Here is a 24519-nt window from a genome sequence, read left to right on the forward strand (position 1 = left end):
CAAAATCCTTTTCCCTGTGGGGCCTGTGGTGCGCAAGATGCTGGTGTGAGTAGCAGATTGCGCGAGACCGCGCGGGAGAACGCGGAGATCGTGGCGGCCGGCGGATACCGGACGCGGTCGGGACGGCGGATCGATCTGGCCGCCGCCCTGGCGGAAGCCAAGGCGGGAACCAGGATATACGGCCCAAACCAGACGATTCCAGGCGAGCGGATCGCCGGTGGCGGGTACGAGACCGTCATCGAGGTCACCGGGGAGAGCAGTACGGCCGCTGCCCGCAGGCTCGCGGGGCAGGGTGCTCCGGTCGCGGTCCTGAACTTCGCTTCGGCCCGGAATCCCGGGGGCGGCTACGTCCGCGGCGCCAAGGCGCAGGAGGAGGCGCTGTGCCGCGCCTCGGCCCTGTACGAGACCTTGACGCAGGCTCCGGAGTACTACGAGGTCCACCGCGCGGAACGCAGCACCTTCTACACCGACCGGGTGATTCACTCGCCCGGGGTCCCCGTCTTCCGCGACGACCGCGGCGCTCTGCTGGAGACCCCGTTCCGGGCCGGCTTCCTGACTTCCCCGGCCCCGAACGCGGGCACGATCCGCCGCCAGGAGCCGGAGCGGGCCGCCGAGATCCCGCAGGCGCTGGCCCGGCGGGCCGGGCTCGTCCTGGAGGTGGCCGCGCTGCACGGCTACCGGGGGCTGGTGCTCGGCGCGTGGGGCTGCGGGGTGTTCCGGAACGACCCGGCGGTGGTGGCCGAGGCCTTCCGGGGGCTGCTGGCCGGGCGTTTCGCGGGGGCGTTCGACCGGGTGGTGTTCGGCATCCTGGACCGCAAGCCGGAGACCCGGGAGGCGTTCGACCGGGCCTTCGCCCGGACCCCGGGCCGAGGCGGCCCGGCGGAAGGATCCGGCCTGTCGTCAAACTCCCGTCGTCGCCCGGAGCGCGTGCCAGGCGTCGCGGGGCAGACGGGAGTTTGACGACAGGCCCTAGTGTTCTGAATCTGGAATTCTGTTCAGATGTAGGCTCTCCGGTATGGCGATGGGGAGGCCGAAGGCCGAGTTGGTGCTCACGGATGAGGAGCGGGCCGCGCTCGAGGGCTGGGTGCGGCGCCGCTCGACACCGCAGGCCTGGGCCTTGCGTTGCCGGATCATCCTGGCCAGTGCCGAAGGTGCGACGAACAAGGACGTCGCGGCCTTGGTCGGTTCCACACCTCAGGCGGTGGGTCGGTGGCGAGCCCGGTTCGTGCAGTACCGCATCACGGGCCTGGGGGACATGCCACGGTCGGGCGGCCCGAGGACGGTGACGGACGAGCAGGTCGCCGCCCTCGTCACCAAGACGCTGGAGTCGACGCCGAAGGGCGCGACGCACTGGTCCACGCGGTCGATGGCCAAAGAGACCGGCCTGTCGCAGTCGACGGTGTCCCGTATCTGGCGGGCGTTCGGTCTGCAGCCGCACCGGTCCGAGACGTTCAAGCTGTCCACGGACCCGTACTTCGTCGACAAGGTCCACGATGTCGTCGGCCTGTACCTGGACCCGCCGGAGCGGGCCCTGGTTTTCTGCGTGGACGAGAAGTCGCAGATCCAGGCCCTGGACCGGTCCCAGCCGGTGCTGCCGATGATGCCGGCGGTGCCCGAGCGGCGGACGGCCGACTACGTCCGGCACGGCACCACCACGCTCTTTGCCGCACTCGAAGTCGCCACCGGCAAGGTCATCGGATCCCTGCACCGCCGCCACCGGGCCGAGGAGTTCAAGAAGTTCCTGGTCAAGCTCGACAAGGAAATGCCGGCCGGCCTCGAGATCCACCTCGTGCTGGACAACTACGCCACCCACAAGACCCCGGACATCAAGAAGTGGCTGCTGGCGCACCCCCGCTTCCACCTGCACTTCACGCCCACCGGATCCTCCTGGCTGAACCTGGTGGAGCGGTGGTTCGCCGAGTTGACCACCAAGCAGATACGGCAAGGTGTCCACAAGTCCGTGCAGGCCCTGGAGAAGGACATCCGGGACTGGATCGCCACCTGGAACAGCGACCCGAAGCCCTACGCCTGGACCAAGACCGCGGACGACATCCTCGAACGACTCGCCAGCTATCTGAACAGAATTCCAGACTCAGGACACTAGTGCCAGCCGTAGCGCTCGTGCAGCCGGTCCACCACCAGCTGGAAGCGGCCGCGGTCCAGCGCGCAGGCCTCGCGGCGCATCCCCGCCTCGTGCACCCGCAGGACCCGGTCGACGTCCACCCAGGACTCCCGCCCCGCGCTGTCCCACGGGCCGGTGCCGATGGGGACCCACTCCCGGTCGTGGTCGTGCCTCTTGCTGGACAGCTGCACGGCGAGCAGCGTCCGCCCGCCCGGCTCCCGGGCCACGACCAGGACCGGGCGGTCCTTGCCGCGGCCGTCGTTCTCCTCGTACGGGACCCAGGTCCAGACGATCTCGCCGGGATCCGGATCGCCGTCGGGGTCGGGCGCGTAGGAGGTCCGTACGGGGCCGATGGCGCGCGGATCGGCCTCGCTGGTGGCGGTGGCTCCGTCGCGGCCGGGCTGGTCGGTGCGGTGGTTGCCGTGGGGGGAAATTGCCGTCATCCGGGTGAGGTTAGCGGGTCGGGGTGCCGCTCGGCCGCACCCGGGGCCGGGTACGTCCGCCGGGCCGTCAGGGCATCGGGTTCCGGCGGCTCCCGGAGCCCCCGTCCCCCGCCCACCTCGCGGCCCAGCCCTCCGCCGACTCCACCTGCGCGGCCAGCCCCAGCAGCGTCGGTTCCGCGTTCGCCGGCCCCAGCAGCTGCGCCCCCATCGGCAGGCCGTCCTCCGTGAAGCCCGCCGGGATGTTGACTCCCGGCCAGCCCAGGACGTTCCACGTCCAGGCGTACGGACAGGCGGCGATCATCGCCCGGTCGGTGGCCATCGCGCCCAGGCCGGACAGCGCACCGATCCGCAGCGGCCCGGTGGCCGTCGTCGGGGTCAGGACGACGTCGAAGCGGCCGAAGATCTCCCCGACCCGCCGCCGCAGGGCCGACTCCGCCCGGCGGGCCGCGCGCAGCGGCAGGCCGCCCAGGATCCGGCCCGTCCGTACCGCCTCGTGCGTACGGGGGTCCAGCAGCCCGGGATCCGGAACCCGCGACGCCCAGTCCCGTACGCCGCTCGTCGCCCGGGGGACGAAGGTCAGGCCGATCGGGCCGTACCGGGGATCCTCGGGGACCACCTCGTGGCCCAGTGACTCCAGCCGCCCGGCCAGCCGCTCCACCGCGGAACGGACCTCCGGATCCAGGGACTTGGGCGTCGCCGTGAACGGCATCGCGAACGAGAGCGCGATCCGCAGCCGGCGCGGGGTGCGGCGCACCGCCTCGACGGCCGAGATGCGCTCCGGGCGGTGCACGTCCTCGGGGTGCGGGCCGCTCGCCGCGTCCAGCAGGAGCGCCGCGTCGGCGACGGTGCGGGCCAGTACGCCGTTGACCGTGAGCCCGTGGAAGGACTCCGGCTCCGGCCAGGTGGAGATGCGCCCGCGCTGCGGTTTCACCCCTATCAGGTGCGTCCACGCGGCGGGGATGCGCACCGAGCCCGCACCGTCGGACCCCAGCGCCGCCGGGACCAGCCCCGCCGCCACCGCGGCGGCCGAGCCGCCCGAGGAACCGCCGGGCGTGTAGGCGGGGTTCCACGGATTGCGCGTCTCGCCGAAGGCCTCGCCCTCGGTGAACGGCCACTGGCCCAGCTCCGGCGTCTGGGTCTTGCCCACGATGACCGCGCCGGCCGCGCGCAGCCTGCGTACCGCCTCGCTGTCGGCGGTCTTGGCGGGGAAGTGCCCGGCGCAGCCGAAGGAGGTCGGCTCGCCGGTCACGTCCATGTCGTCCTTCACGGCGAGCGGAACGCCCAGCAGGGGCAGCCGCTCACCCGCCGCCAGCCGCCGGTCCGCGGCGTCCGCCTCCGCGAGGGCCGCCTCGGCGCGCACCGTGCGGAAGGCGTTGAGCTCCGGCTGGGCGGCCGCGATCCTGCTCAGCGCACGCTCGGTCAACTCCCTGGCCGAGAAACGGCCTTCGGAGAGGGCCGCCGCCATCTCCACCAGGCCGGAGGGCCCGCCGGAGCCGTACGCGGAGCCGTATGCGGCCGCTCCGGCCGGCGGGACTGTTGGAACTGAAGGTTCAGGCACCGCGACCACTCCCCATTACCGATCGGTAGGGAGACCGTAGTGGGGAGTGGCGGGGGGTGACTAGATCCACCCCTCCAGCGAGGCCATGAACCCGTCGAAGTCGTCGCGGTGGATGGTGTGCCCGGCCCCCGCGACCGAACGCACTTCGAAACCGCGGCTCTTGAGGACCGCGGCCCGCTCCGGGGAGATCAGAATGCTCGGGTCGGCGAGCTGCACGAGCGAGGGGACCACCGGCGACGCCGGCAGCAGGTCCGCCCCCGCCAGCGGGCCGAGGCTCAGTGCGGTGGCCTCGTCCCAGACCGCCAGGGTCTCCCGCTCGATGTCCACGTCGGCCGCCTCCCAGCGCGGGTTCATCGCCTGGATCTGCTCCCTGGGCGCCGACTTGAACTCCGCGAGCATCTCCGGCCCGAAGCCCTCCGGGGTGAAGCCGAGGTGCCACGCCGGATCGGAGAACACCGCGCGCCGCGGCCTCAGCCGGTCCACGGCGAGCGACAGCGTCAGGCCGCCCAGCGAATGGCCCATGGCGAGTTCGGCTCCGGCCGGGAGGGTCTCGACCACGTCGTCCGCGAAAAGCTCCGGGCTGTACTCGCCCCGGCCGCTGGCTCCGTGGCCGCGCAGGTCCACGGCGATGACGCGGTACCCGCGGTCGGCGAGCGCGGGACCGACCCGGCGCCATGTCCGGTGGTCGGCCATGATCCCGTGGATCAGGAGGGCGAGGCGGTCGCCCTCGCCCCAACTCTGGGTGTGCAGCAGCACGGTGGTGCCTTTCGGAGACGGGTGAACGATGAGAGGGGGAGGATAGGAGGGAGGGGATGGGAGGGGACGGGACGGGGGTGGGTCAGCGCACGCTGCGGATCGGCTTCACCGCCAGGGCGCCCGCCACCGCCAGTACGGCCGCGACGACGAACAGAGAGGTGTACCCGCCGCTGAGCGAGACGACCACCGAGGCGACGAACGGGGCGACGATCTGCGGGCCGGCGTTGGCGATGTTGAGCACGCCCATGTCGCGCGCCGCGTCTTCGGCCTTGGGGAGCACCATCGTCACCAGAGCGGTGTCCACGGCCATGTAGCAGCCGAACGCGAGCCCGTTGACCACCGCGAAGGCCAGCATCGCGGTCCAGCTGGTCGACACGGCCGGGATCACCAGGGCCACCGCCGACAGCAGGGCGGAGGCGCCGACGAACAGCTTGCGGCGGTCGTAGCGGTCGGAGAGGTACCCGCCGAGGACCGTGGAGACGACCATGGCCACGCTGGTGAGCGGCATCAGCACCGCCACGGCCGCCTCCGGCTCCATGTCGTCGGGCAGCACCGTGTGGTCCTGGAGGATGTAGAGCTGGTAGCCGCTCACCGCGAAGTAGCCGAGGACGAGCAGCGCCCGCCCGATGAAGGCCCATCGGAAGTCGTGGTCGCGCAGGGCGCTGGAGAAGGCGGCGAGCTGGGCCTTGACGGGCAGCGGCGTGCGGGCCGGGAGGCGCTGTTCGCGGGTGCAGGCGGTGAACAGGACGGCGGAGCCCGCGACGAGGGCGCCGAAGACGAGATAGCCCGTGCGGAAGTCCTCGGAGAAGGCCGCGCCGACCAGTGCGCCGAGCGTGGACCCGAAGGGCAGGCCCAGGCCGACGGCGGCGGAGGCCTTGCCGCGGGCGTTCATCGGCACCCGGTCGGGCACCACGGAGGTGATGGCCGCCTGGTAGACGTTCATGACGGCCTGGCCGAGGCACCAGGCGATCGTGATCAGCAGGATCGTGTCGGCGAAGCCGAGCAGGAACATGGCCGGTACGGCGGTGAGTCCGCCGCCGAGGATCCAGGGGTTGCGCCGGCCGCTGCGGTCGGACAGGGCTCCGGCGACGGGGTTGAACACGGTGGCGAATATCGCCGAGACCCCTGCGATCAGGCCGAAGTTCGCGACCTTGTTCGCCGGATCGATGTCTTCCACCTGGAGCGCGAGCAGGACGCCGGCGACGCCTATGTACAGCGCGTACATGGTGGTGTTGCCGATGAGCAGCAGCGGGAGCAGGCCGCGTGCGGGGCGGGACGCGGCGGACGCGTCGGTGGTGGCCGCGGCGGTGGTGTCGGTGGTGGCGCCGGTGGTGGCGGTGGCGGCCGCGGTGTCGGCGCCGGTGTCGGCGCCGGTGTCGTGGCCGGGGGAGGAAAGGCCCACGGTGCCCTCCTGGGCAGGTGCGAGGGGATGAGGGGTGCGGCGGGAGGGGTGCGCGCCGCCCTGTCGCGACGGCGGGGGTGCGACGGAGCGCGACAGGGCGACGGCACGATGGGGGACACGGGAGACGGCTCGCCCGGTGAAGAGGATGTGACACCGGGGTTACACGTGTCAATGAATCGTGTAACCGCTGTGTAGCATCCGTTTCAGGCCATCCGCTAGCCCTCCGCCGCAACGGGTCTGGAAAGATGCCACGGCAATGTCTCAGTCATCGAAATCGCCGAAGCCGCCGGCGCCGGCGGCCGCCTCCGGGCCCACCGCCCCACCGCCCGTGCCGACCAGCGCCGACGTGGCCCGGCTCGCGGGCGTGTCGCGCGCGACGGTCTCGTACGTCCTGAACAACGCCGAGGCCGTGCGCATCAGCGAGCCGACCCGCCGCAAGGTGCGCGAGGCCGCCGAGGAGCTCGGGTACGTGCCGCACGCGGCGGCCCGCAGCCTGCGCGCCGGGCACACCCGGATCGTGCTGCTGCCCACCTCGCACGTGCCGGTCGGGCCGCTGTACAGCACGTTCCTCAACGAGCTCCAGTGGGCGCTGCGCCGCCTCGACTACACCGTGGTCCAGTACGGCAGCCTCGGCCTCAGCGGTGACGAGGCCGCCCGAGCCTGGGCGGAGCTGCGCCCGGTGGCGGTGATCTCGCTCGGCGAGATCACGCTCTCGGCGCACAACGTGGCCACCCTCAAACGGTCCGGCGCCCGCGCGGTGATCACCATGGGTCCCGTGAGCGTGCCGGGAGCGCACGCGCTGGTGATGAACCAGGAGGAGGTCGGGGCCCGGGCCGCCGCCCACCTGATCGAGCGCGGCCGGCGCCGGATCGGCGTGATCGTGCCCGAGGAGGACGGGCTGGAGCTGTTCTCCGCGCCCCGCCTCGCGGGTGCGCGGGAGGCGGCGCGAAGGCTCGGCGCGGTGCGGGACGCGGCCGGGGCCGGGGCCGGGGACGACACCGCGGCCGGGGGCGGGGCGGGGATCGAGGTCCTCCCCATGGCCTACTCCGAGGAGTCGGCCGCGGCGCTCGCGGCCCGCTGGCGCGGACTCGGCCTCGACGGGGTCTTCGCGTACAACGACGAGTACGCGATGCTGCTGATGCGGGCCCTCCAGGACGAGGGCCTGCGCGTCCCGGAGGACGTGGCCGTCATCGGCGCCGACGACCTGCTGATCGGCCGGCTGCTGCGGCCCCGGCTGAGCACGGTGCAGATCGAGCTGCCGACCGGCGACCACCTGGCCGCGCTCGTGGACCGCGCCGTGCGGGAGCCGTCGGAGGTCACGGAGCGGCACGACCTGATGGCGGCCGCGGCCGTCCACCGCGAATCGACCTGACGCACGCCGGTGCGCCCGGGGCCGAGGCCCCGCCCGGGGCGGGGTCCGGGCGGCGGGAAGCAAAGGTCGCTTCCAGGGCAGCGCCCGGGGGGCCGTTGACAGGCGGTGACCTGCGGACGGAAACTGCGGGCGCGTCCCACCGGGCGCGCCCGGCGGCGTCCCGCAGTGCCCACACGCGCACCGGGGCGCCACCGCCCGTACGGATCCGCCCAGGAGCGACCCCATGAGCATCCGCACCGTCCGCGACGTCTACGTCGTCGACGCCGTCCGCACCCCGATCGGAAAGTTCGGCGGGGCCTTCGCCGGAGTCCGGCCGGACGACCTCGCCGCGCACGTGGTCCGCGCGCTGGTGGACCGTACGCCCGGCCTCGATCCGGCGCGCATCGACGACGTCGTCTTCGGCGACGCCAACGGTGCGGGCGAGGACAACCGCGACGTCGCCCGGATGGCGGTCCTGCTGGCGGGCCTCCCGGTGAGCGTCCCCGGGGTCACCGTCAACCGGCTGTGCGGATCCGGCCTCGAAGCCGTCATCCAGGCCGCCCGCGCCATCGCCCTCGGCGACGCCTCGGTGGCCATCGCGGGCGGGGTCGAGTCGATGACCCGGGCCCCCTGGGTCGTGCAGAAGCCCGAACGCACCTTCCCGGCCGGCCACCAGCAGATGTGGTCCACCACGCTGGGCTGGCGGATGACCAACCCGCGGATGCCCGCCGAGTGGACCGTCTCCCTCGGCGAGGGCGCCGAACTCGTCGCCGACAAGTACGCCGTCACGCGCGAGGCGCAGGACGCCTTCGCCCTCGACAGCCACCGCAAGGCGGCGGCCGCCTGGGCCGCCGGCCTGTACGACGGCGAGGTCGTGCCCTACGAGGGTGTGGACCTCGTACGGGACGAGTGCATCCGGGAGGGTTCCACGCCCGAGGCCCTGGCCCGGCTGAAGCCCGCCTTCCGGACGGCCGGCCGGGGTACGGTCACGGCCGGCAACGCCTCCCCGCTCAACGACGGCGCCGCGGCACTGCTGCTGACCGACGAGGCGGGACTCGCCGCCACCGGGCGGGAGCCGCTCGCCCGGATCAGCGCCTCCGCCGTCACCGGAATCGAGCCCCAGCTCTTCGGGCTGGGCCCGGTGGAAGCCGTCCAGCAGGCGCTCGGCAAGGCGGGCCGCGGATTCGGCGACCTCACCGCGTTCGAGCTCAACGAGGCGTTCGCCGCACAGGCGTTGGGCTGCCTCGCGGCCTGGCCGGAGCTCGACCCGGCCGTGGTCAACCCGCGCGGCGGAGCCATCGCGATCGGCCACCCGCTCGGCGCGTCGGGAGCCCGGCTGGCCGGTTCGGTCGCACACCAGCTGGCGGCCGCGGGCTCCGGCACCGGCATGGCGGCCCTGTGCATCGGGGTCGGCCAGGGCATCGCCCTGGTCCTGGAGCGCTAGGTGTGCGACTGCTGGTGCTTGATTACACCGGGGCCTCGGTCTTCTGCTTGAGGCGTTCGTAGGGTGTCTGGCCGCCGAGGGCGCCGTGGGGGCGGTGGTAGTTGTAGTAGTCCTCCCACTCTCGCAGCTTGTCGTTGAAGACGCCTGTGTCGTCGATGACGAGGCCGTCGAGCATGCGGTAGAACTCCTCGGCGTCGATGCGATGGGAGCGTTCGACTTTGCCGTTGAGGTGCGGTGATGCGGGTTTGATGTAGGTGTGGGCGATGCCCTTGTCGAGAACGTTCCAGTGGAAGGCTGACTGGAACTCCGCGCCGTTGTCGGTCTGGATGACCTCGATGCGGAACGGCAGGCGCTCGAGGACGTAGTCGAGGAACTGGACGGCGGTCTTCTGGTCGCACCGCGGGTAGATCCGCAGCACCCGCAGCCTGGTGCAGTCGTCGATGGCGGTGAACTGGTAGTACTTCGCCCGGCGCCGCCGTTTCGGAAGGGGCCCGGTCACCGGCGCTGCCGCAGGAGCCTGCGCAGGGAGGCCGATCGGCTCGATGAATTTGACGTCGATCTGGACGCGGTTGCCGGGCAACTGCTTCTCGTAGCGGGTGTAGCGCTTGTCGTGGCGTTTGTAGCGCTGGGAGGCCGGCAGCCGGTTCAGCCCGAGCTTCTTGAGGATGCGGTAGACGGCTGAACAGGCGATGTCGATGTCGTGGTACCGCTTGAGGTACATCTTGATCTTCATCGGACCGAAGTAGTAGTGCCGCCGCAGGTAGACGATCTTGTTCACGACGTCGGCCTCGGTGGCGTGAGGACAGTGGTGCGGCTTGCTGGACCGGTCCCGCAGGCCGTCGAGGCCTTCGTCCTGGTAACGGCGCTGCCACTTATAGAAGCAAGTGCGGCTGATGCCGTAGTACCGGCAGGTCAGCGCGACGTTCCCCGTGACTTCTTCGGCGTGTCGCAGGACCGCAAGGCGGTGCTGGGCCTGACGGTCCTGCTGCTGTTGAGGTGAAGGGGGCACGGCAGACCTCCGTCTACTCGGAGACCCATGTGTAACCAACGTCCGGCAGTTTCATAGCTAGGGCCTGTCGTCAAACTCCCGTCTGCCCCGCGACGCCTGGCACGCGCTCTCGCCGCACCGGGCGAAAGCAAAGTACGTCCAGTACGCGTGCTTCCGCCCGGCGCACCGAGAGCACGCACCAGACGCCGCAAGGCCGCCCTCCGGGCGACGACGGGAGTTTGACGACAGGCCCTAGTGCGGTGACCGGGGCCGTCCCTGCCGGACCCCGAACCCGCCCCGGGTTCAGGGGCGTCGATCGTTTCCGGTCATCTCTACTCGTCAACTGCCCAATAACTGAACAGAGATGGAGCCTCCGGTCTGACACGATGGCGCGTGCTGCCGCCCCCCGCAACCCCCGGCACCCGCCCATCCCCACCCGGAGGCACCGCGCCATGCCGCTCCTCGATCCGACGTTCTGGCAGGACGGACCCACCCTCACCGGCGGCGACGCACCGGTCGTCGAACCCGCCACCGGCCGCACCCTCGCCACCATCACGCTGGCCGCGCCCGCCGACGTCGCGGAAGCGGCCGTACGGGCGCGGGCCGCGCAGGCCGGATGGGCGCGCGCCACCCACCCGGAGCGGGCGGCCGTGCTGCGCCGCGCCGGGGACCTGTTCACCACGCACGCCGAAGAGCTGCGGGAATGGCTGGTGCGGGAGTCCGGGTCGATACCCGGCAAGGCCGATTTCGAGCTGCACGTCGCCGCGCAGGAGTGCTATGAGGCCGCCGCGCTGGCCTCCCGCCCGACCGGGCAGGTGCTGCCGAGCGAGGCGCCCCGGCTCTCGTTCACCCGCCGGGTGCCGGCCGGGGTGGTCGGGGTCGTCGCCCCGTTCAACGCCCCGCTGATCCTGTCGATCCGCTCGGTGGCGCCCGCGCTGGCCCTCGGCAACGCCGTGCTGCTCAAGCCGGACCGGCGCACCGCCGTCTGCGGCGGCCTCGCGCTCGCCGCCGTCCTCGCCGCCGCGGGCCTGCCCGGCGGCCTGCTGCACGTCCTGCCGGGCGGCGCCGAGACGGGCGCCGCGGTCGTCGCCGACCCCCGGGTCCGGATCGTGTCGTTCACCGGATCCACTGCCACCGGCCGCTCCGTCGGTGAACTGGCGGGCCGTCACCTCAAGCGTGCCCACCTGGAGTTGGGCGGCAACTCGGCCCTCGTCGTGCTCCGCGACGCGGACGTCGAGGCCGCCGTGGCCCAGGCGTCCTGGGGGTCCTTCTTCCACCAGGGCCAGATCTGCATGACCGCCGGCCGCCACCTCGTGCACGCCTCGCTGTACGACGAGTACGTGGAGCGGCTCGCCGTACGCGCCGAGGCCCTCGCGGTGGGGGACCCGTACCGCGAGCAGGTCCACCTGGGCCCGCTGATCGACCGCGGCCAGGTCGAGCGCGTCCACGCCCTGGTGGAGGCCAGCACCGCACAGGGTGCCAAGCTGGTCGCGGGCGGCACCCACCGGGACCTGTTCTACCGGCCGACCGTGCTCGCGGGCGTCGGGGACGACACCCCCGCCTACGCCGAGGAGGTCTTCGGCCCCGTCGCGCCCGTACGGTCCTTCGCGACGGAGGACGAGGCCGTGGAGCTCGCCTCGGCCGGCCCCTACGGGCTCTCCCTCGGGATCGTCACCCGTGACGCGGCGCGCGGGCTGGACCTGGCCGGCCGGATCCCGACCGGGATCGCGCACGTCAACGACCAGACGGTCAACGACGAGGCCGTCGCCCCGTTCGGCGGGGTCGGCGCCTCCGGCACCGGGGCCCGGTTCGGCGGCGAGGCCAATCTGGACGCCTTCACCGAGCTGCGCTGGACCACCACCCGCTCCACTCCCGCGGGGCATCCGTTCTAGGAGCCGTCAGGCCGGGAACGGAATGATGCGGACACGTCGTTGGTTCAACGAGCAGAACGCTCAATCAGGAGGTCAGGACACCGTGGCTACAGTCGAGCTCACCAAGGAAAACTTCGACCAGACGGTCAGCGAGAACCCGTTCGTGCTGATCGACTTCTGGGCGGGCTGGTGCCGGCCGTGCCTGCAGTTCGCCCCGGTCTACGAGAAGGCCTCGGAGGCCAATTCCGACCTGGTCTTCGCCAAGGTGGACACCGAGGCGCAGCAGGAACTGGCCGGAGCGTTCCAGATCAGCTCCATCCCCACCCTCATGATCATCCGGGACCAGGTGGCCATCTTCGCCCAGCCCGGCGCCCTGCCGGAGGCCGCGCTGACCGACCTCATCGCACAGGCCCGCGCCCTGGACATGGACGAGGTGCGCGCCAAGATCGCCGCGGAGCAGGGCGCGGGGGAAACCGGCACGCCGGGGGCCTGATTGCGTGACGCCGCCCCGGCGGGCGGTGACACTGGCCCGTATGACTGATGCCGTGGAGTACGACGTGGTGGTGCTCGGCGGGGGACCGGCCGGCGAGAACGTCGCCGACCGGACCCGTGCCGCAGGACTGAGCACCGCTCTGGTCGAGAGCGAGCTCGTGGGCGGGGAGTGCTCGTACTGGGCGTGCGTCCCGAGCAAGGCACTGCTGCGCCCGGTGCTCGCCCGTGCCGACGCCCGGCGGGTGCCGGGGCTGGCGGGCGCCGCCGAGGGTCCGCTGGACACGGCGGCGGTGCTCGCGCACCGCGACTACTGGACCGGGAACTGGAAGGACGACGGCCAGATCGACTGGCTCGACTCGATCGGCGCCGACGTCTACCGGGGTCACGGACGGCTCTACGGGGTCCGCAAGGTCGCCGTCACCAGCCCCGAGGGCGAGCACCACGTGCTGTCCGCCCGCCACGCGGTGGTGGTCGCCACCGGGACCCGCGCCGTCATCCCCGACGTGCCCGGGATGGCCGGGGCCGGACCCTGGACCAGCCGTGAGGCGACCTCGGCACCGGCGGCGCCGGGCCGCCTGCTCATCGTCGGCGGCTCGGTGGTGGCCGCGGAGATGGCCACGGCATGGCAGGGCCTCGGATCGCAGGTCACCGTACTCGTGCGCGGCTCGGGGCTGCTGCCGCGCATGGAGCCCTTCGCGGGCGAGCTCGTCGCCGACGCGCTGCGCGAGGCGGGCGCGGTGGTCCGTACCGGCGTGGCCGTCGAGGCCGTCGTACGGGACGGCTCCACCGGCCCCGTCACCGTGGTGCTGGAGGGCGGCGAGCTCCTGGAGGCCGACGAGCTGCTGGTGGCGACGGGCCGGGCACCGCGGACCGAGGACATCGGGCTGGACACCGTCGGGCTGTCCGCGGGCCAGTGGATCGGGGTCGACGACAGCTGCCGGGTGCCCGGGCACGACTGGCTGTACGCCGTCGGGGACGTCAACCACCGCGCGCTCCTGACCCACCAGGGCAAGTACCAGGCCCGGATCGCGGGAGCCGCCATCGCCGCCCGGGCGGCGGGCGTCCCGCTCGACACCGGACCCTGGGGCGCGCACGTCGCGACCGCCGACACTAGGGCCGTCCCCCAGGTGGTCTTCACCGATCCGGAGGCCGCCGCGGTGGGCCTCGGCCTGGCCGAGGCCGAACGGGCCGGCCACCGGGTGCGCGCCGTGGACTACGACCTGTCCAAGGTCTCGGGCGCCGGGCTCTACGCCGACGGCTACCGCGGCCGGGCGCGGATGGTCGTCGACCTGGACCGCGGGATCCTGCTCGGCGCCACCTTCGTCGGCCCGGGCGCCGCCGAGCTGCTGCACGCGGCCACCGTCGCCGTCGCGGGCGAGGTCCCCCTCGAACGGCTGTGGCACGCGGTCCCCGCGTTCCCCACGATCAGCGAGATCTGGCTCCGGCTGCTGGAGACGTACCGGGGGTAACCGGTCCGCGACGGCGCCCGGCTCAGGTGGCACGGGCGTGCAGCTCCAGCGCGGACAGCAGGTGGATCTGCGCGTCCACCCACGCCCGGACCGCCGCGGCCGGGCCCTCCTCGCGCAGCGTGCCGAGGAAGGCCCGTACCAGCCCCGCCGCGACCGAGAGGCCCGTGCGCGACAGGCCGGTCGCGGCCTCCTCGAGGCCGGTGCGCGCACCCTCCCCGAGGTCGCGCAGGCCGAGCTCGGCCGCCACGGCCAGCGCGGCCAGCGCGCCCTCCAGCGCCTGGGCGATCGGATCGCGCGGACGCGGGAGCAGGTTCGCCGCGAGCCGGGAGCCGGCCGCGGGACTCAGGTCCGGTACGGTCACGCCCCCGGCCGTCATGACGGCGATCGGATCGAGGACCAGCCCGCCCCCCGTCACCCGGACGAACGCGCTCAGGAAGCGGACCTCGCCCCGGCTGCCGTCCAGGCACGCGGCGAGCACGTCCAGCGCGCCGGGACTGTACGGGTTGTGCGTCGCGCTGACCGTCGCCACGGCGCCCCCGGAGTCCCGTACGGTCGCCTCCAGCCGCTGCTCGGCCGGATCGTAGCCCAGCTCAACGACTTCGCGGACCTCGACCACGTGCACGGAGCCGGCCTCGGTCCGGGGCCGCACCAGGTACGGCGGCAGCCGGTCCAGCGCCCGGGCGTGGGCGGCGAAGTCCCTCAGCAGCACCGGCTCGGGGAGGCCGGACCACGCCGAGCCGACCGGGGTCACGCTCGTGGACGCCACCCGGCCGGCCCCGATGGTGACGGACAGACCGGGCGTACGGGAGGCGCTCTCGCTCACCAGGTTGGCGCGGGCCAGCGCCCCCAGCGGAGCCCCCGCCACGCGCCGGGCCGCCAGCTCGGGCCCCGTCGGTTCCTGGCCCGGCGCGAGGCTCCACCTGCGGCGCAGCACCAGGCCGGTCCGGGCGTTGTCGTGGGCGAGGAACACCTCGGCGGTCCGGTCCTGCGGGGTACCGCTGATCCGGCAGCCGAGCGCCGTCAGGCGCACCCGGCGCAGAGGCGTGTCGCCGCGCTCTCCGGAGCCCAGGATCTGCGACGCGGAGAGCCGCGTGGTGTGGCCGGCCGCGCGCAGACGGGCGTGGAACTCGGTGACCAGGGCGGCGTACCGCTCGGCCCGGTAGCGGGCGCCGCGGGCCGCGTGGTCGTCGAGCTGCTCGATCAGGTCGGCCAGTGTTCCGGCCGGCCAGTGCAGGGACCGCGCGGACAACTCGTCCCGCGACCGGCGCAGGGCCGTCGCCAGCACCGGACCGGCGTGCACCGCGCCGTCCAGCAGCAGGTCGTCGAGGAGGGCGGCCGCGGTGCCCAGCTCCGGCGACGTGGCGGTGCGCGCCCGCCCTTCGCCCGCGCGCCGCTCGCCGCTGCCTCCCACGTCTACCTGGGCGGGCGGATCGGCCGGGTCGGCCTCGACGGCGGCACGGAACGCCCAGACGGCGAGGGCGATGGCCTCCCCGCGCCGGGCGTCGGCGGCGTCGGTGACCGCGAGTCCGATGCCGTCCGCTGCCGGGACGGGGAACCGCACCGTACAGGTGGGCAGTTCGGCCCAGGCGGCGGGCGCCGTGGCCGTGGGGTGGTGCAGCCGGGCCGTGTAGCCGCGGGCGAGGGCGCGCCGGGCGCCGGTGACGGCCCGCGCTCCGACGGCGGCGCTCAGCGCCTCGTCGTCGAGACCGCCGGGGGACCACGGCTCCCACGCGGAGCCGTCCGGAGCACCGGCACCGGCACCGGCACCGGTACCGGCACTGGCACCGGTACCGGCACCGGTACCGCCGTCGGCCGGGGTGCCGGAGACCTCGGCGGCTGCCCGCCGGCAGGCGAGGACCAGGCCGATCAGGTGCCGGCAGATCCCGGGCGCACCGCAGGTGCACGAGCCCCGGTCGAGGCCCGCGCCCGGCGGCAGCGAAACCTCCGTGCCGTCCGGGAACCGGCCGCGGAGCGTACCTCGCCCGTGCCCGTGCCCGTGCCCGTCCTCCTCCCCGTCCACGGACACCACCGCCCCGGCTCCCGCGTCCAGTTCCTTCGTGGCGCGCTTGACCAGCCCCCGGTTGGCGAGCGCGATCAGGGTGCCGGAGTCGAGGGCCAGCAGGTCGGGCCGGGCCGTCGCGGCCTCCCCCGTCACCGGCCCAGCCTCTCCGCGACGAACTCGGCGAGCTGACCTGGCGTCATCGCGCCGACGTGCGCGCCGACGTCGGCCAGCCGCTGCGCCGTCCCCCGGTCGTATGCCGGGTTCGCGTCCTCGTCGAGCGCGGCGAGTCCCAGTACGGTCGTGCCCTGTTCGGCCAGCGCGCGTACGGCGCGCACCAGCCGGTACGCGTCGCCGCCCTCGTGGAAGTCGGTGATCAGCGCGACGATGGCGCGGCGCGGGTTGTCGATCAGCCCGGTGCCGTAGTCGACCGCCCTCGCGATGTCGGTGCCACCGCCGAGCTGGACGCCCACGAGCAGCTCGACCGGGTCGCGGACATCGTCGGTCAGGTCCACCACGCTGGTGTCGAAGGCGACCAGATGGGTCTTCAGGCCCGGCAGCCCCCACAGGCACGCGGCCGTGACGGCGGAGTGGATGACCGAGTCGACCATGGAACCGGACTGGTCCACCAGCAGGATCAGCTGCCACTGCTCCAGGTGGGGGCGGGTGCGCGAGTGGAAGCGCGGCCGCTCGATCAGGATCCGCCGCTCGGCGGGCCGGTAGTGGGCCAGGTTGGCGCGGACGGTGCCGCGGAAGTCGAAGTCGCGGGCCGAGGGCAGCCGGCTGGGACGGCGCGAGCGGGTACCGGTGAAGGAGCGCCGGATCTCGGGCTTCAGCCGGTCGAGGAGGCGGCGCACCACCGTCTCCACGATCCGCCGGGCCAGCCGCAGCACCTCCGGGTTCATCAGGTGCTTGGTGCGCAGCACGGCGCGCAGCAGGGCCGGATCGGGCTCCACGCGCTCCAGCACGGCCGGGTCGGTGACGATCTCGTGGATCTCGTAGAGCTCGACGGCGTCCCGCTCCAGCCGTTCGATCGTCTCCTTGGGGAAGAGCCGGTGGATGTCGTCGAGCCAGTCGACCGCCGTGACCGCCGAGGTCCCGTCGCCGCCCTCGCGGCTCGCCCGGGCGTTCGTACCGGCACGGACACCGCGCCGGGCCTGCTCGGGGTCGCGGCCGTACAGCCACTCCAGGGCGGTGTCGCGGGCGGCGCCGTCGGCGCCGAGCGGGCCGGTGCACCGTTCGGCGGGGGCGCCCAGGATCAGCCGCCACCGCTCCAGGCCGGGGTCGGGGACGGCGGAGGGGTGCGGGCCGGGGGCGGTCACGGGGCGGTCCGCAGGCCGTAGAGGTCGAGCGTGCGTTCCACGTGGTTCTCCAGCTTCCGGGCGCGCGCGATCAGCAGCGGGTCGGCGGTGACGCGCAGCAGCGTCCGGGCCGAGCCGCGCAGGCCGCGCCGTTCGATCAGTCGGGCGGCGATCCGCTCGCGCTCGCGGGGCGGGAAGTACGCGAACGCCTGCCGCAGGGCCGGCAGACCCGCCAGGAAGTCCGTCTCGGACATGTCCCGGACCAGTTCGTCGAGTACGCCGATCAGCGGCTCGGGTCCGCCGCCGCCCGAGGTCAGTTCCGTACGGGCGAGGGCGAACAGGCCCGCCAGCCAGTCGCCGAGCGTCGCGGGATCCGCTGCCGCGCGGACCGCGGCGGCCGCGTCGAGGCCGCCGGTGTCGCCCAGCACGCGGCGCAGCCCGAAGGCCGCGCCGCGCAGGTCGGCGGGGGCGGCGGGATCCGCGCTGATCCGGCGGCACACCCCGGCGACCGTCCCCCGGGACACCGACAGCAGCTCCGCGGCGTGCAGCACCGCGTCCCGTACGGCGCCCAGGGCGCGCAGCCGGCCGTGATCCGGACCCGAGCCCGTGCCCTGGATGCCCTCGGCGAGCCACAGGGCGCGGCCGACCGCCGTGTCGACGGCGGCGCCGAGCAGCCGGTCGCGGGCCACGCCGTACACCCGGTCGTGCCGCCACAGTCCTAGTGCCGTGTGCAGGGCCTCGCCCAGCGGTCCGAGCGCGCCGGCCCGCCCGAGCCCGGACGCGAGCTCCGCGACCAGGCGGGCGGACAGCCGCGTGGCACCGCAGACCACGGCGTCGAACAGGACGGCGGCCAGCGCGTCGGGCTCGGCGCCCGCGGCGCGCATCCGGTCGCCGAGGGCGACGGCCGCGGCCTCGTCCAGGGTCGCGCCGAACCCGCCCGCCTCGATGAGCGCGGCCTCCCGGCCCGCGGCCGGACCGGCTTCCCAGCTCTCGGTGAACACGGGGTCGGTGCCGTGCGCGGGGCCGCTCACCCGGGTGAAGCCGGGTACGTCCAGTACGCGCAGCCGGTGCAGTACCCGGCTGCGGTCCAGGTCCGCCGGGTCGGTCAGGCGCAGCGTGACGGGGCGGCCGTCGCCGGGTGCCAGATCCAGCGCGGCCAGCCGGGCCTCGACGTCGTGCACGAGCGGGGGCAGGGGCGTGCCGGGGTGCAGCCGCCCGACGCGGTCGCCGCCGCACGCGGCGACCATCTCCACGACGACCGGATGGGCTCCGGGACGCAGCGGGCCGCGACGGGTCCACGGCAGTGGTTCGTCGAGGGCGTCGGTGATCAGCGCCGCGGCGAGTCCGTCCAGCAGGTCGAGGCGGTTCGGCGTCCGGTGGCCGCGCAGGGCGGCCAGGCCCAGGGCGGTGCTCCGGGCCGCGATCAGCCCGGCCGTGGAGACCGGCCGGCCGCGCCCGCGCAGCCGCCCGGCCACGGCCCGTACCAGGGCTTCGCCGGCGGCCTCGGGACCCGCCTCCCACAGTTCCTGGTAGTAGGCGGGCGAGGGCATGCCGGACTGGTAGCCGGCGAAGGCGTCGAGCTGCCGGAAGGAGTACGGCACGAGGAAACTGCCGCCGACGGATCCCTCGGGCGGCGCGGGCACGGACGGCCAGCCGTCACCCGTGCCGTCATCCGCGTCGCCGGACGCGGGGGCCGTGCTCAGGGCGACCAGCGCGGGCCGGTGGAAGCCGCCCGTGACCACGAGGACCGGGCGCTCACCGGCCGCGGCCACGGCGGCCCGCACCCAGTCGGCCATGTACCGCTCCCGCGCCCGGTCGCCGTCGTCCGCGACCGAGTCGCCGCGCACCACGTCGAAGTACGCCTCCAGCCGGGCCGCGAGCCCGTCGTCCCCGGAGCCGGAGCCGGAGCCGGAGCCGAGCCCGGGCCCGGGCCCGGACTCGAACATCCGGTCCCAGAGCGCGTCGACGGAGTCGACGTGGAACCGACGGCACAGCCGGTCCGTCGCCTCGGCGTAGCGGGCCTCGGCGTCCGCGTACCGGTTGCTGCGTCCGGCGAACGCCGGGTGCCAGGCGGGCAGGTCGATGAAACGCACCTCCGCGCCCGCGGCCCGGCCCGCCGTCAGAGCGACCCACTCCGGCGAGTACGCGCACAGCGGAGCCCAGGACGTGGCGGTGCGCTCCGCGTCCCGGTAGTGGCTGAACACGGCGATCGGCAGCTCATGGCCCAGCAGCAGCTCGTCGAGGCGGCCGTTCAGGTCGGCGGGGCCCTCGACCAGCACGTACGCCGGCCGCAGCTGCTCGATGGTGCGGGCCACCAGGCCGGCGCACGCGGGGGAGTGGTGCCGTACGCCGAGGAAGGTCGCGGTCATCGCATCACCGGCTCACCGGCCCGCCAGCAGGTGGCGCGACGCGTGCAGGGCCTGCCACTGCGCCCCGCCCCGCTGGGCCGCCCGCTGTTCGAGGTAGCGGCGCAGCCGCGCCAGGTCCTCCGGGCTGTCCTTGGCCGCCGTACCGGCCAGGCAGGTGACCAGGTCGGCAGCGTTGCCCGGCTCGCCGCGCAGGAACCAGCCCCGTACGCCCACCGCGTGGGCGACCGACACGGCCTCGGCCGTGCTCATCACGGAGGAGAGCCGGTCGGTGCCGGCGCCGTGGCCGCCGACTCCGGAGCGCAGCTCCCGGAACGTGGTGACGAGCACCTCCAGCACCTCCGGATCCGGCGCCGCGGTCACGCCCGAGCGCCGGAGCAGGGCCTTGGCCTCGGTCTCCACCAGGGCGATCTCGATGTCCAGGTCGGAGATGGGGAAGACGGTCTCGTAGTTGAACCGCCGCTTCAGCGCGGCGCTCATCTCGTTGACCCCGCGGTCGCGGGTGTTCGCCGTCGCGATCACGTTGAAGCCCTGGCGGGCGAACACCATCCCGTCCGGGCCCTCCAGCTCCGGGACGGCCACGACCCGCTCGGACAGCAGCGACAGGAGGGAGTCCTGCACCTCCAGCGGGCAGCGGGTGATCTCCTCGAACCGGACGAGCCGTCCCTCCCGCATCCCGCTCAGCATGGGGGCCGGTACCAGCGAGCGCTGCGACGGGCCCTCGGAGACGAGCAGGGCGTAGTTCCAGGAGTACTTGATCTGGTCCTCGGTGGTCGCCGCCCCGCCCTGGACGATCAGTGTGGAGTCCCCGCTGACGGCCGCCGAGATCAGCTCCGACAGCAGCGACTTGGCCGTACCGGGCTCACCCACCAGCATCAGGCCCCGGTTGGTGGCCAGCGCCACCAGGGCCCGCTCGACCAGGGCCGTGTCACCGACGAACTTGCGGCCGATGCCCGCCTCCTCGTCCCCGACGATGAACCGGCGGGCGGCCCGCAGGCTGAGCTGCCAGCCCGGCGGCCGGTGATCGGTGTCGCCGGCGCGCAGGGCGGCGAGCTCCGCGGCGTAGCGGACCTCGGCGGGCGGCCGCTGCAACTCCTCGGCGGCCGGGGCCGGGGCCGGGACGCTGGTGGTCGTGGTCGTGGTCGTGTTCGTGGTCGTCAGGTTCGTGGTCGTCACGAGGTCAGCTCCGTCAGGTCGGCCAGCACCTCGGAGACGAGCACCGGGGACAGGTCGCCGAACTTCAGCGGATAGGTGCGGGACCTCCAGTAGTCGCAGGGCCGCGTGTCGAGCCAGACGGTCTCCAGCTTCTGGTCCGGGAACTCGCCGATCATCCCGACCGCGATGCCCTCGTCGAGCCCGATCACCAGATAGCGCTCGGGGCCCAGCCGTCGGGAGAACCACCGCTCCACCCCCGCGTCCTGGGGCTCGCCGCGCTCCCAGCCGCGCTTCTGCAGCGCGAGCAGCCTGCCGACCGGCACGGTGATCCCCTCGAAGCGGGTGAGGCGCGAGTCGGCGGCCTCCTCCTCGGTCACCGCCAGCACCGGCCGGCCCAGCTGCGGGAACGGCTGGAGGATCTCGTAGTCCGCGAACAGCTCGGACCAGCCGGCGAGCGCACCGTCCAGGTCCAGCGGGTGGGCCAGGGTGATCCCCGCGTCGTCGGCGAACGTGACCGTCTCGTCCTCGGCGTCGGCGTACGTGCGGTCCTCCGCCACGCGGAACGCGGTCACCCCGCCCTCCTGTTCGGCCCGCCAGACCAGGCGCCGCACCAGGTGCCACACCAGCGGATGCTCCACGAACAGCCGGCGGAACTCGGCGGCCGTCCACGAGCGCCCGTCCACCATCGCGGCCTCCAGGCGCCGCACCTGGTCCGAGGCGATCGTCCGGACGTCCTTCTTCAGCGCCGTGAACCGCTTGCGCTCGGCGACGGCGAGCTCCGCGTCGTCCCGGGTGCCGGGCTTCGGCAGGTCCTTCAGGCGTCGGCCGTCCTCGCCGAGCACGTACGGCCTCAGCTGCTCGTCGAAGCCGACCGTGAAGCGGCGCGTGCCGTAGTCGATGACGGTGCTGCCGTCCGCGTCCAGACCGAGGTCCGGCACCAGACGGTCCGACAGCTGCTCACCGGTGAGCCCCAGCCCGGCCGCGACCTCGGCGATCTTCTCCCGCGCGCGCAGCTTCAGCGCCTTGAACTTCACGCGCTGCGCGATCCCGTGCAGGTGCAGCAGGGCGACATCGGTGCCGATCGCCGCCAGCACCTCGAGGCCGTCCACCGCCCGGTGGTGCGCGCCCTCGCCGGGCCAGGCCCGGATCACCGGGGTCAGGGCCCGGACGGTCCCGTCGTCGCCGAACCTGCCGAGCGCGTGCAGCGCCCACGCCTCCTTGGGCGGCATCCCGGCGAGCTGCCATTCCGTGAACAGCGCCCACCCGAAGGCGGCCAGGGACTGCGGCGTGCACAGGTCGCGCACCTGGGCCAGCCCGGGGAACTCCGCGCTCGGCGTGGACACCGCCAGCATGGTCAGCACGTACGAGGTCGCCACGGCGGGCAGCGCCCCGCCGGACCGCAGCAGGATCTGCGGCAGCGCCTGCGGAGCGGCCCAGCCGGCCACCTTGGGCATGCGGGCGGGCAGCGCGGCCGCGAGCGGATCGGCGGTCAGCAGCGGCTCCAGGGCCTCGGCTGCCTCCGGGCCGTACTCGGCGGCCACCCGGCGCACCGCGTCGGCGCCGTGCGCCGCCACGATCACGGACAGGGCCTGCTCGGCGGCGGTCCGCTCCGCCCCGGGCGCGCCGAGCGCGTCGGGTACGAGCAGCCGGGCCGCGCCCGCGCCGTGCCGGACGAACCAGGAACGCGCCGTCTCACCCGCCGCCTTGAGCCGTACCAGCCACCCGGCCATCAGCCGTGCCACGCCCGCGTCGAGGAAGGGGAGGAGGAGCGGTGCCATCACCTTCGGATTGCGGGTCGCCATGCTCACGGCCACGGGCAGCGCGGCCAGTTCGTGGCGGGCGACGAGCGGTTTGAAGGAGCTCAGGCCCTCGTAGGTGTACTCGGTGCCCTGCCAGCCCGCGAGCAGCGGACGCACCTGCTCCTCGGGCCCCTTGACGAACACCGCCAGCGCGTCCCACTGGCGGCGCCGCATGCCCTGGCGCAGGTGCTCGACGTAGGTCTCCATCGGGTGGTACGGCTCCCAGGTGGTGACCCAGGACTCGGTGGCGGCCCACGCCTCCCGCTCGCCGGTCCGCCACCGCGTCCGCGGCTCTTCCGGCGCCGCCAGCCCGCCGACCGTCCGTGGCGTGGCCACCGTCCGCTTGCGGGTCCACGGCGGGCTGGTCAGCAGCGGGGGCAGCGTCTCCTCGGGAACCTCCGCCACCCGGCCCTCCTGCCGTGCGAGGGGACCGACGCGCGCGGCGAGCTCCTCGGGCAGGTCCGCCAGCAGCCCGAGCACGAGCTCCCGGTGGGCGGCGACGTGCGTGACCAGCAGCTGACCCGCCATCGAGGCGGTGGGGCCGGCGCCGCCGGCCGCCTTCGCGAGCAGCCGCAGCGCCCGGACCGGGTACCGGCGGGCGGCGGCGGCCACGGCGATCCGGACGTACTTGTCGTCGAGCCGCTCCACGAGGAAGCCGAAGGCCTCGTCGGAGGGCAGCTCGACGAGGGCCGCCGCGATCGCCTTGGTGTCGTCGGTGTCGATGTAGTGGCGGTTCAGCTCGCCGGCGGCCAGCGGGGCCATCGCCACGCCGATGCCTTCCGCGACGGTCGGCACGACGGCCGCGTTGCGGACGGTCCAGCCCAGGTCCCCCCGGTCGTCGAACAGGGCGGCCTGCCCGGGCGACCCGAGCGAGCACAGCAGCATCTCGCGCACCGCCCGGTCGGGGTGCGCGCGCAGGGCCGGATCGGCGCAGCACTCCTCCACCCACTCCTGCTCGGCGGGGGCGATGAAGCACGCGGTGATCTGCTGGCGCGGCGTCCGCCGGGCGGTCGCGAGACCGGCGACGGCGGCCCGGTACGTTTCCTCGTCGGCCACGGACAGCAGGGCCCGGATGCGCGCCAGAGGGTGGCGGGCGGCCATCCTGCCCCAGGTGCCGCGGTGGTGCACGTCGGGGTCCGCGGTCATCACGACCGCTTCCTTCCGGCTCCGGTCGCCCGGGGACGGCGACGCCCACTCGGCGTGGATCTCCTGCATCTCGGCCGCCGCGCGCGCGGCGAAGGGCAGGCCGAATTCGGCGGCCCAGGCGTCCACGACGCTCGGGGCCGGGGAGCCGCCGGTCTGCAGCTCCGCGAGGACCGCCGCGCCCAGCGGGCTGGGGCTGCCGGACCGGTGGGCCCGGGCGGCCTCGACGAGAGCGGGGTCGCTCTGCGGGGAGGAGAGCACGCGCTCGACCGTCTCGGCACTCCGCTCGAGAGACTCGCGCAGTGCCCGCAGTGCGTCGGCCTCGACCGCCGGCACGTCACAGGGCACCCCGCCGCGTCGCGGATACAGGTTCCGCTTCCACTCCTCGGGCAGGGTGAACGTGTCCTCGTCGGCGGGCACTGCGGGAGCTGCGGGCACCTCGGCGACGGCCGGGCCCACAGCGGCGGGAACGGCCGGCAGCGCCGCTGCCCCGGCCTGCGCGACCTCCGCATAGCCCTTGCGTTCCTTCTCGGCCATGGCCTTGACCAGGTGCGACTGGGCGTCAGCGGCGGAGCCGAACTCCTTGACCCGTGTCTGGCCGACGGTCCCGGTGCGGCCGAAGCGGACGGTCACCGAGGTGCCCTCCGCCGCTGCCTCCCAGAACTTGGCAGAGCCTCCGTCGACGTACTCCCAGCGCCGCACGCTGCCTCCCCTTTTCGTGCGTGATCAGATGACCGAACAGTAGACGGCCCCTCTGACAACGACCCGGCTGGAGAACAAGGAGACACCGTCCGTGATCGTGATCGCCGATCTCGGCGACGTCCGGCGAGCGGGCCGCCTTCCGGCGGCGGCTGCTGGGG

General features: G+C 74.0%; 17 protein-coding genes. 7 read left to right on the top strand and 10 right to left on the bottom strand.

What is annotated here, in order from left to right:
- The first annotated feature begins 45 nt into the window (after positions 1-45).
- Both ACTVZO_RS34130 and ACTVZO_RS34135 read left to right on the top strand, forming a co-directional pair.
- Entirely contained in the window at positions 46-960 is a 915-nt protein-coding gene (locus ACTVZO_RS34130; RefSeq protein WP_443302001.1) for a TIGR02452 family protein, read from the top strand.
- A gap of 61 nt (positions 961-1021) precedes the next feature.
- Positions 1022-2104, top strand: a complete 1083-nt coding sequence (locus ACTVZO_RS34135) for an IS630 family transposase (RefSeq protein WP_443303357.1) — start codon at positions 1022-1024, stop codon at positions 2102-2104.
- On the opposite strand, the gene ACTVZO_RS34140 is transcribed toward ACTVZO_RS34135, so the two are convergent.
- The 4 genes from ACTVZO_RS34140 to ACTVZO_RS34155 form a co-directional block, all read right to left on the bottom strand.
- The gene (locus ACTVZO_RS34140) at positions 2101-2565 is read right to left on the bottom strand and encodes a type II toxin-antitoxin system PemK/MazF family toxin (RefSeq protein WP_443302002.1); all 465 of its coding nucleotides are present in this window, start codon (positions 2563-2565) and stop codon (positions 2101-2103) included. The genes ACTVZO_RS34135 and ACTVZO_RS34140 overlap by 4 nt on opposite strands.
- A 67-nt stretch (positions 2566-2632) precedes the next feature.
- Complete coding sequence (locus ACTVZO_RS34145; RefSeq protein WP_443303358.1) at positions 2633-4030, bottom strand: amidase; 1398 nt, start codon at positions 4028-4030, stop codon at positions 2633-2635.
- Between the two features lie 153 nt (positions 4031-4183).
- Positions 4184-4879, bottom strand: coding sequence for an alpha/beta fold hydrolase (locus ACTVZO_RS34150; RefSeq protein WP_443302003.1), 696 nt, complete (start codon positions 4877-4879; stop codon positions 4184-4186).
- 82 nt (positions 4880-4961) lie between these two features.
- Positions 4962-6281: an MFS transporter gene (locus ACTVZO_RS34155; RefSeq protein WP_443302004.1), complete on the bottom strand. Its 1320-nt coding sequence runs from the start codon at positions 6279-6281 to the stop codon at positions 4962-4964.
- A gap of 256 nt (positions 6282-6537) precedes the next feature.
- Between ACTVZO_RS34155 and ACTVZO_RS34160 the strand changes: the two genes are divergently transcribed.
- Positions 6538-7653: a LacI family DNA-binding transcriptional regulator gene (locus ACTVZO_RS34160; RefSeq protein ID WP_443302005.1), complete on the top strand. Its 1116-nt coding sequence runs from the start codon at positions 6538-6540 to the stop codon at positions 7651-7653.
- Between the two features lie 223 nt (positions 7654-7876).
- Entirely contained in the window at positions 7877-9076 is a 1200-nt protein-coding gene (locus ACTVZO_RS34165; protein WP_443302006.1) for a thiolase family protein, read from the top strand.
- A 22-nt stretch (positions 9077-9098) separates the two neighbouring features.
- On the opposite strand, the gene ACTVZO_RS34170 is transcribed toward ACTVZO_RS34165, so the two are convergent.
- Entirely contained in the window at positions 9099-10085 is a 987-nt protein-coding gene (locus tag ACTVZO_RS34170) for an IS481 family transposase (protein WP_443298085.1), read from the bottom strand.
- Between the two features lie 431 nt (positions 10086-10516).
- Here ACTVZO_RS34170 and ACTVZO_RS34175 point away from each other — a divergent pair, with 431 nt between their 5' ends.
- From ACTVZO_RS34175 to ACTVZO_RS34185, 3 genes are read left to right on the top strand one after another with little or no spacing between them, the layout of a single operon-like run.
- On the top strand, positions 10517-11956 hold the full coding sequence (locus ACTVZO_RS34175; protein WP_443302007.1) for an aldehyde dehydrogenase family protein: 1440 nt from the start codon (positions 10517-10519) through the stop codon (positions 11954-11956).
- Positions 11957-11981: 25 nt separating this feature from the next.
- The gene (locus ACTVZO_RS34180) at positions 11982-12428 is read left to right on the top strand and encodes a thioredoxin family protein (protein ID WP_443302008.1); all 447 of its coding nucleotides are present in this window, start codon (positions 11982-11984) and stop codon (positions 12426-12428) included.
- A gap of 40 nt (positions 12429-12468) precedes the next feature.
- The gene (locus tag ACTVZO_RS34185) at positions 12469-13896 is read left to right on the top strand and encodes a dihydrolipoyl dehydrogenase family protein (RefSeq protein WP_443302009.1); all 1428 of its coding nucleotides are present in this window, start codon (positions 12469-12471) and stop codon (positions 13894-13896) included.
- A gap of 22 nt (positions 13897-13918) precedes the next feature.
- On the opposite strand, the gene ACTVZO_RS34190 is transcribed toward ACTVZO_RS34185, so the two are convergent.
- The 5 genes from ACTVZO_RS34190 to ACTVZO_RS34210 are packed head-to-tail and all read right to left on the bottom strand — an operon-like array spanning position 13919 to position 24361.
- Positions 13919-16051 (bottom strand): hypothetical protein, encoded by a 2133-nt coding sequence (locus tag ACTVZO_RS34190; protein WP_443302010.1) that lies wholly within the window; start codon positions 16049-16051, stop codon positions 13919-13921.
- The gene (locus tag ACTVZO_RS34195; RefSeq protein WP_443302011.1) at positions 16048-17217 is read right to left on the bottom strand and encodes a VWA domain-containing protein; all 1170 of its coding nucleotides are present in this window, start codon (positions 17215-17217) and stop codon (positions 16048-16050) included. Before ACTVZO_RS34195 ends, ACTVZO_RS34190 begins: the two co-directional genes overlap by 4 nt.
- Positions 17214-19565, bottom strand: coding sequence for a DUF5682 family protein (locus ACTVZO_RS34200; RefSeq protein ID WP_443302012.1), 2352 nt, complete (start codon positions 19563-19565; stop codon positions 17214-17216). The genes ACTVZO_RS34195 and ACTVZO_RS34200 overlap by 4 nt, the downstream gene beginning before the upstream one ends.
- Before the next feature lie 12 nt (positions 19566-19577).
- The gene (locus ACTVZO_RS34205) at positions 19578-20738 is read right to left on the bottom strand and encodes an ATP-binding protein (protein WP_443302013.1); all 1161 of its coding nucleotides are present in this window, start codon (positions 20736-20738) and stop codon (positions 19578-19580) included.
- Entirely contained in the window at positions 20735-24361 is a 3627-nt protein-coding gene (locus ACTVZO_RS34210; protein ID WP_443302014.1) for a WGR and DUF4132 domain-containing protein, read from the bottom strand. The genes ACTVZO_RS34205 and ACTVZO_RS34210 overlap by 4 nt, the downstream gene beginning before the upstream one ends.
- Between the last annotated feature and the right edge of the window lie 158 nt (positions 24362-24519).

The organism is Streptomyces sp. IBSNAI002 (assembly GCF_052244475.1).
Lineage (GTDB): Bacteria > Actinomycetota > Actinomycetes > Streptomycetales > Streptomycetaceae > Streptomyces.

Excerpts from the sequence above, each read along its gene's own strand:
- ACTVZO_RS34135 (WP_443303357.1), top strand. The coding sequence starts at position 1,022 with ATGGGGAGGCCGAAGGCCGAGTTGGTGCTCACGGATGAGGAGCGGGCC.
- ACTVZO_RS34140 (WP_443302002.1), bottom strand. The coding sequence starts at position 2,565 with ATGACGGCAATTTCCCCCCACGGCAACCACCGCACCGACCAGCCCGGC.
- ACTVZO_RS34145 (WP_443303358.1), bottom strand. The coding sequence starts at position 4,030 with ATGGCGGCGGCCCTCTCCGAAGGCCGTTTCTCGGCCAGGGAGTTGACC.
- ACTVZO_RS34160 (WP_443302005.1), top strand. The coding sequence starts at position 6,538 with ATGTCTCAGTCATCGAAATCGCCGAAGCCGCCGGCGCCGGCGGCCGCC.
- ACTVZO_RS34165 (WP_443302006.1), top strand. The coding sequence starts at position 7,877 with ATGAGCATCCGCACCGTCCGCGACGTCTACGTCGTCGACGCCGTCCGC.
- ACTVZO_RS34175 (WP_443302007.1), top strand. The coding sequence starts at position 10,517 with ATGCCGCTCCTCGATCCGACGTTCTGGCAGGACGGACCCACCCTCACC.
- ACTVZO_RS34180 (WP_443302008.1), top strand. The coding sequence starts at position 11,982 with ATGCGGACACGTCGTTGGTTCAACGAGCAGAACGCTCAATCAGGAGGT.
- ACTVZO_RS34185 (WP_443302009.1), top strand. The coding sequence starts at position 12,469 with ATGACTGATGCCGTGGAGTACGACGTGGTGGTGCTCGGCGGGGGACCG.
- ACTVZO_RS34200 (WP_443302012.1), bottom strand. The coding sequence starts at position 19,565 with ATGACCGCGACCTTCCTCGGCGTACGGCACCACTCCCCCGCGTGCGCC.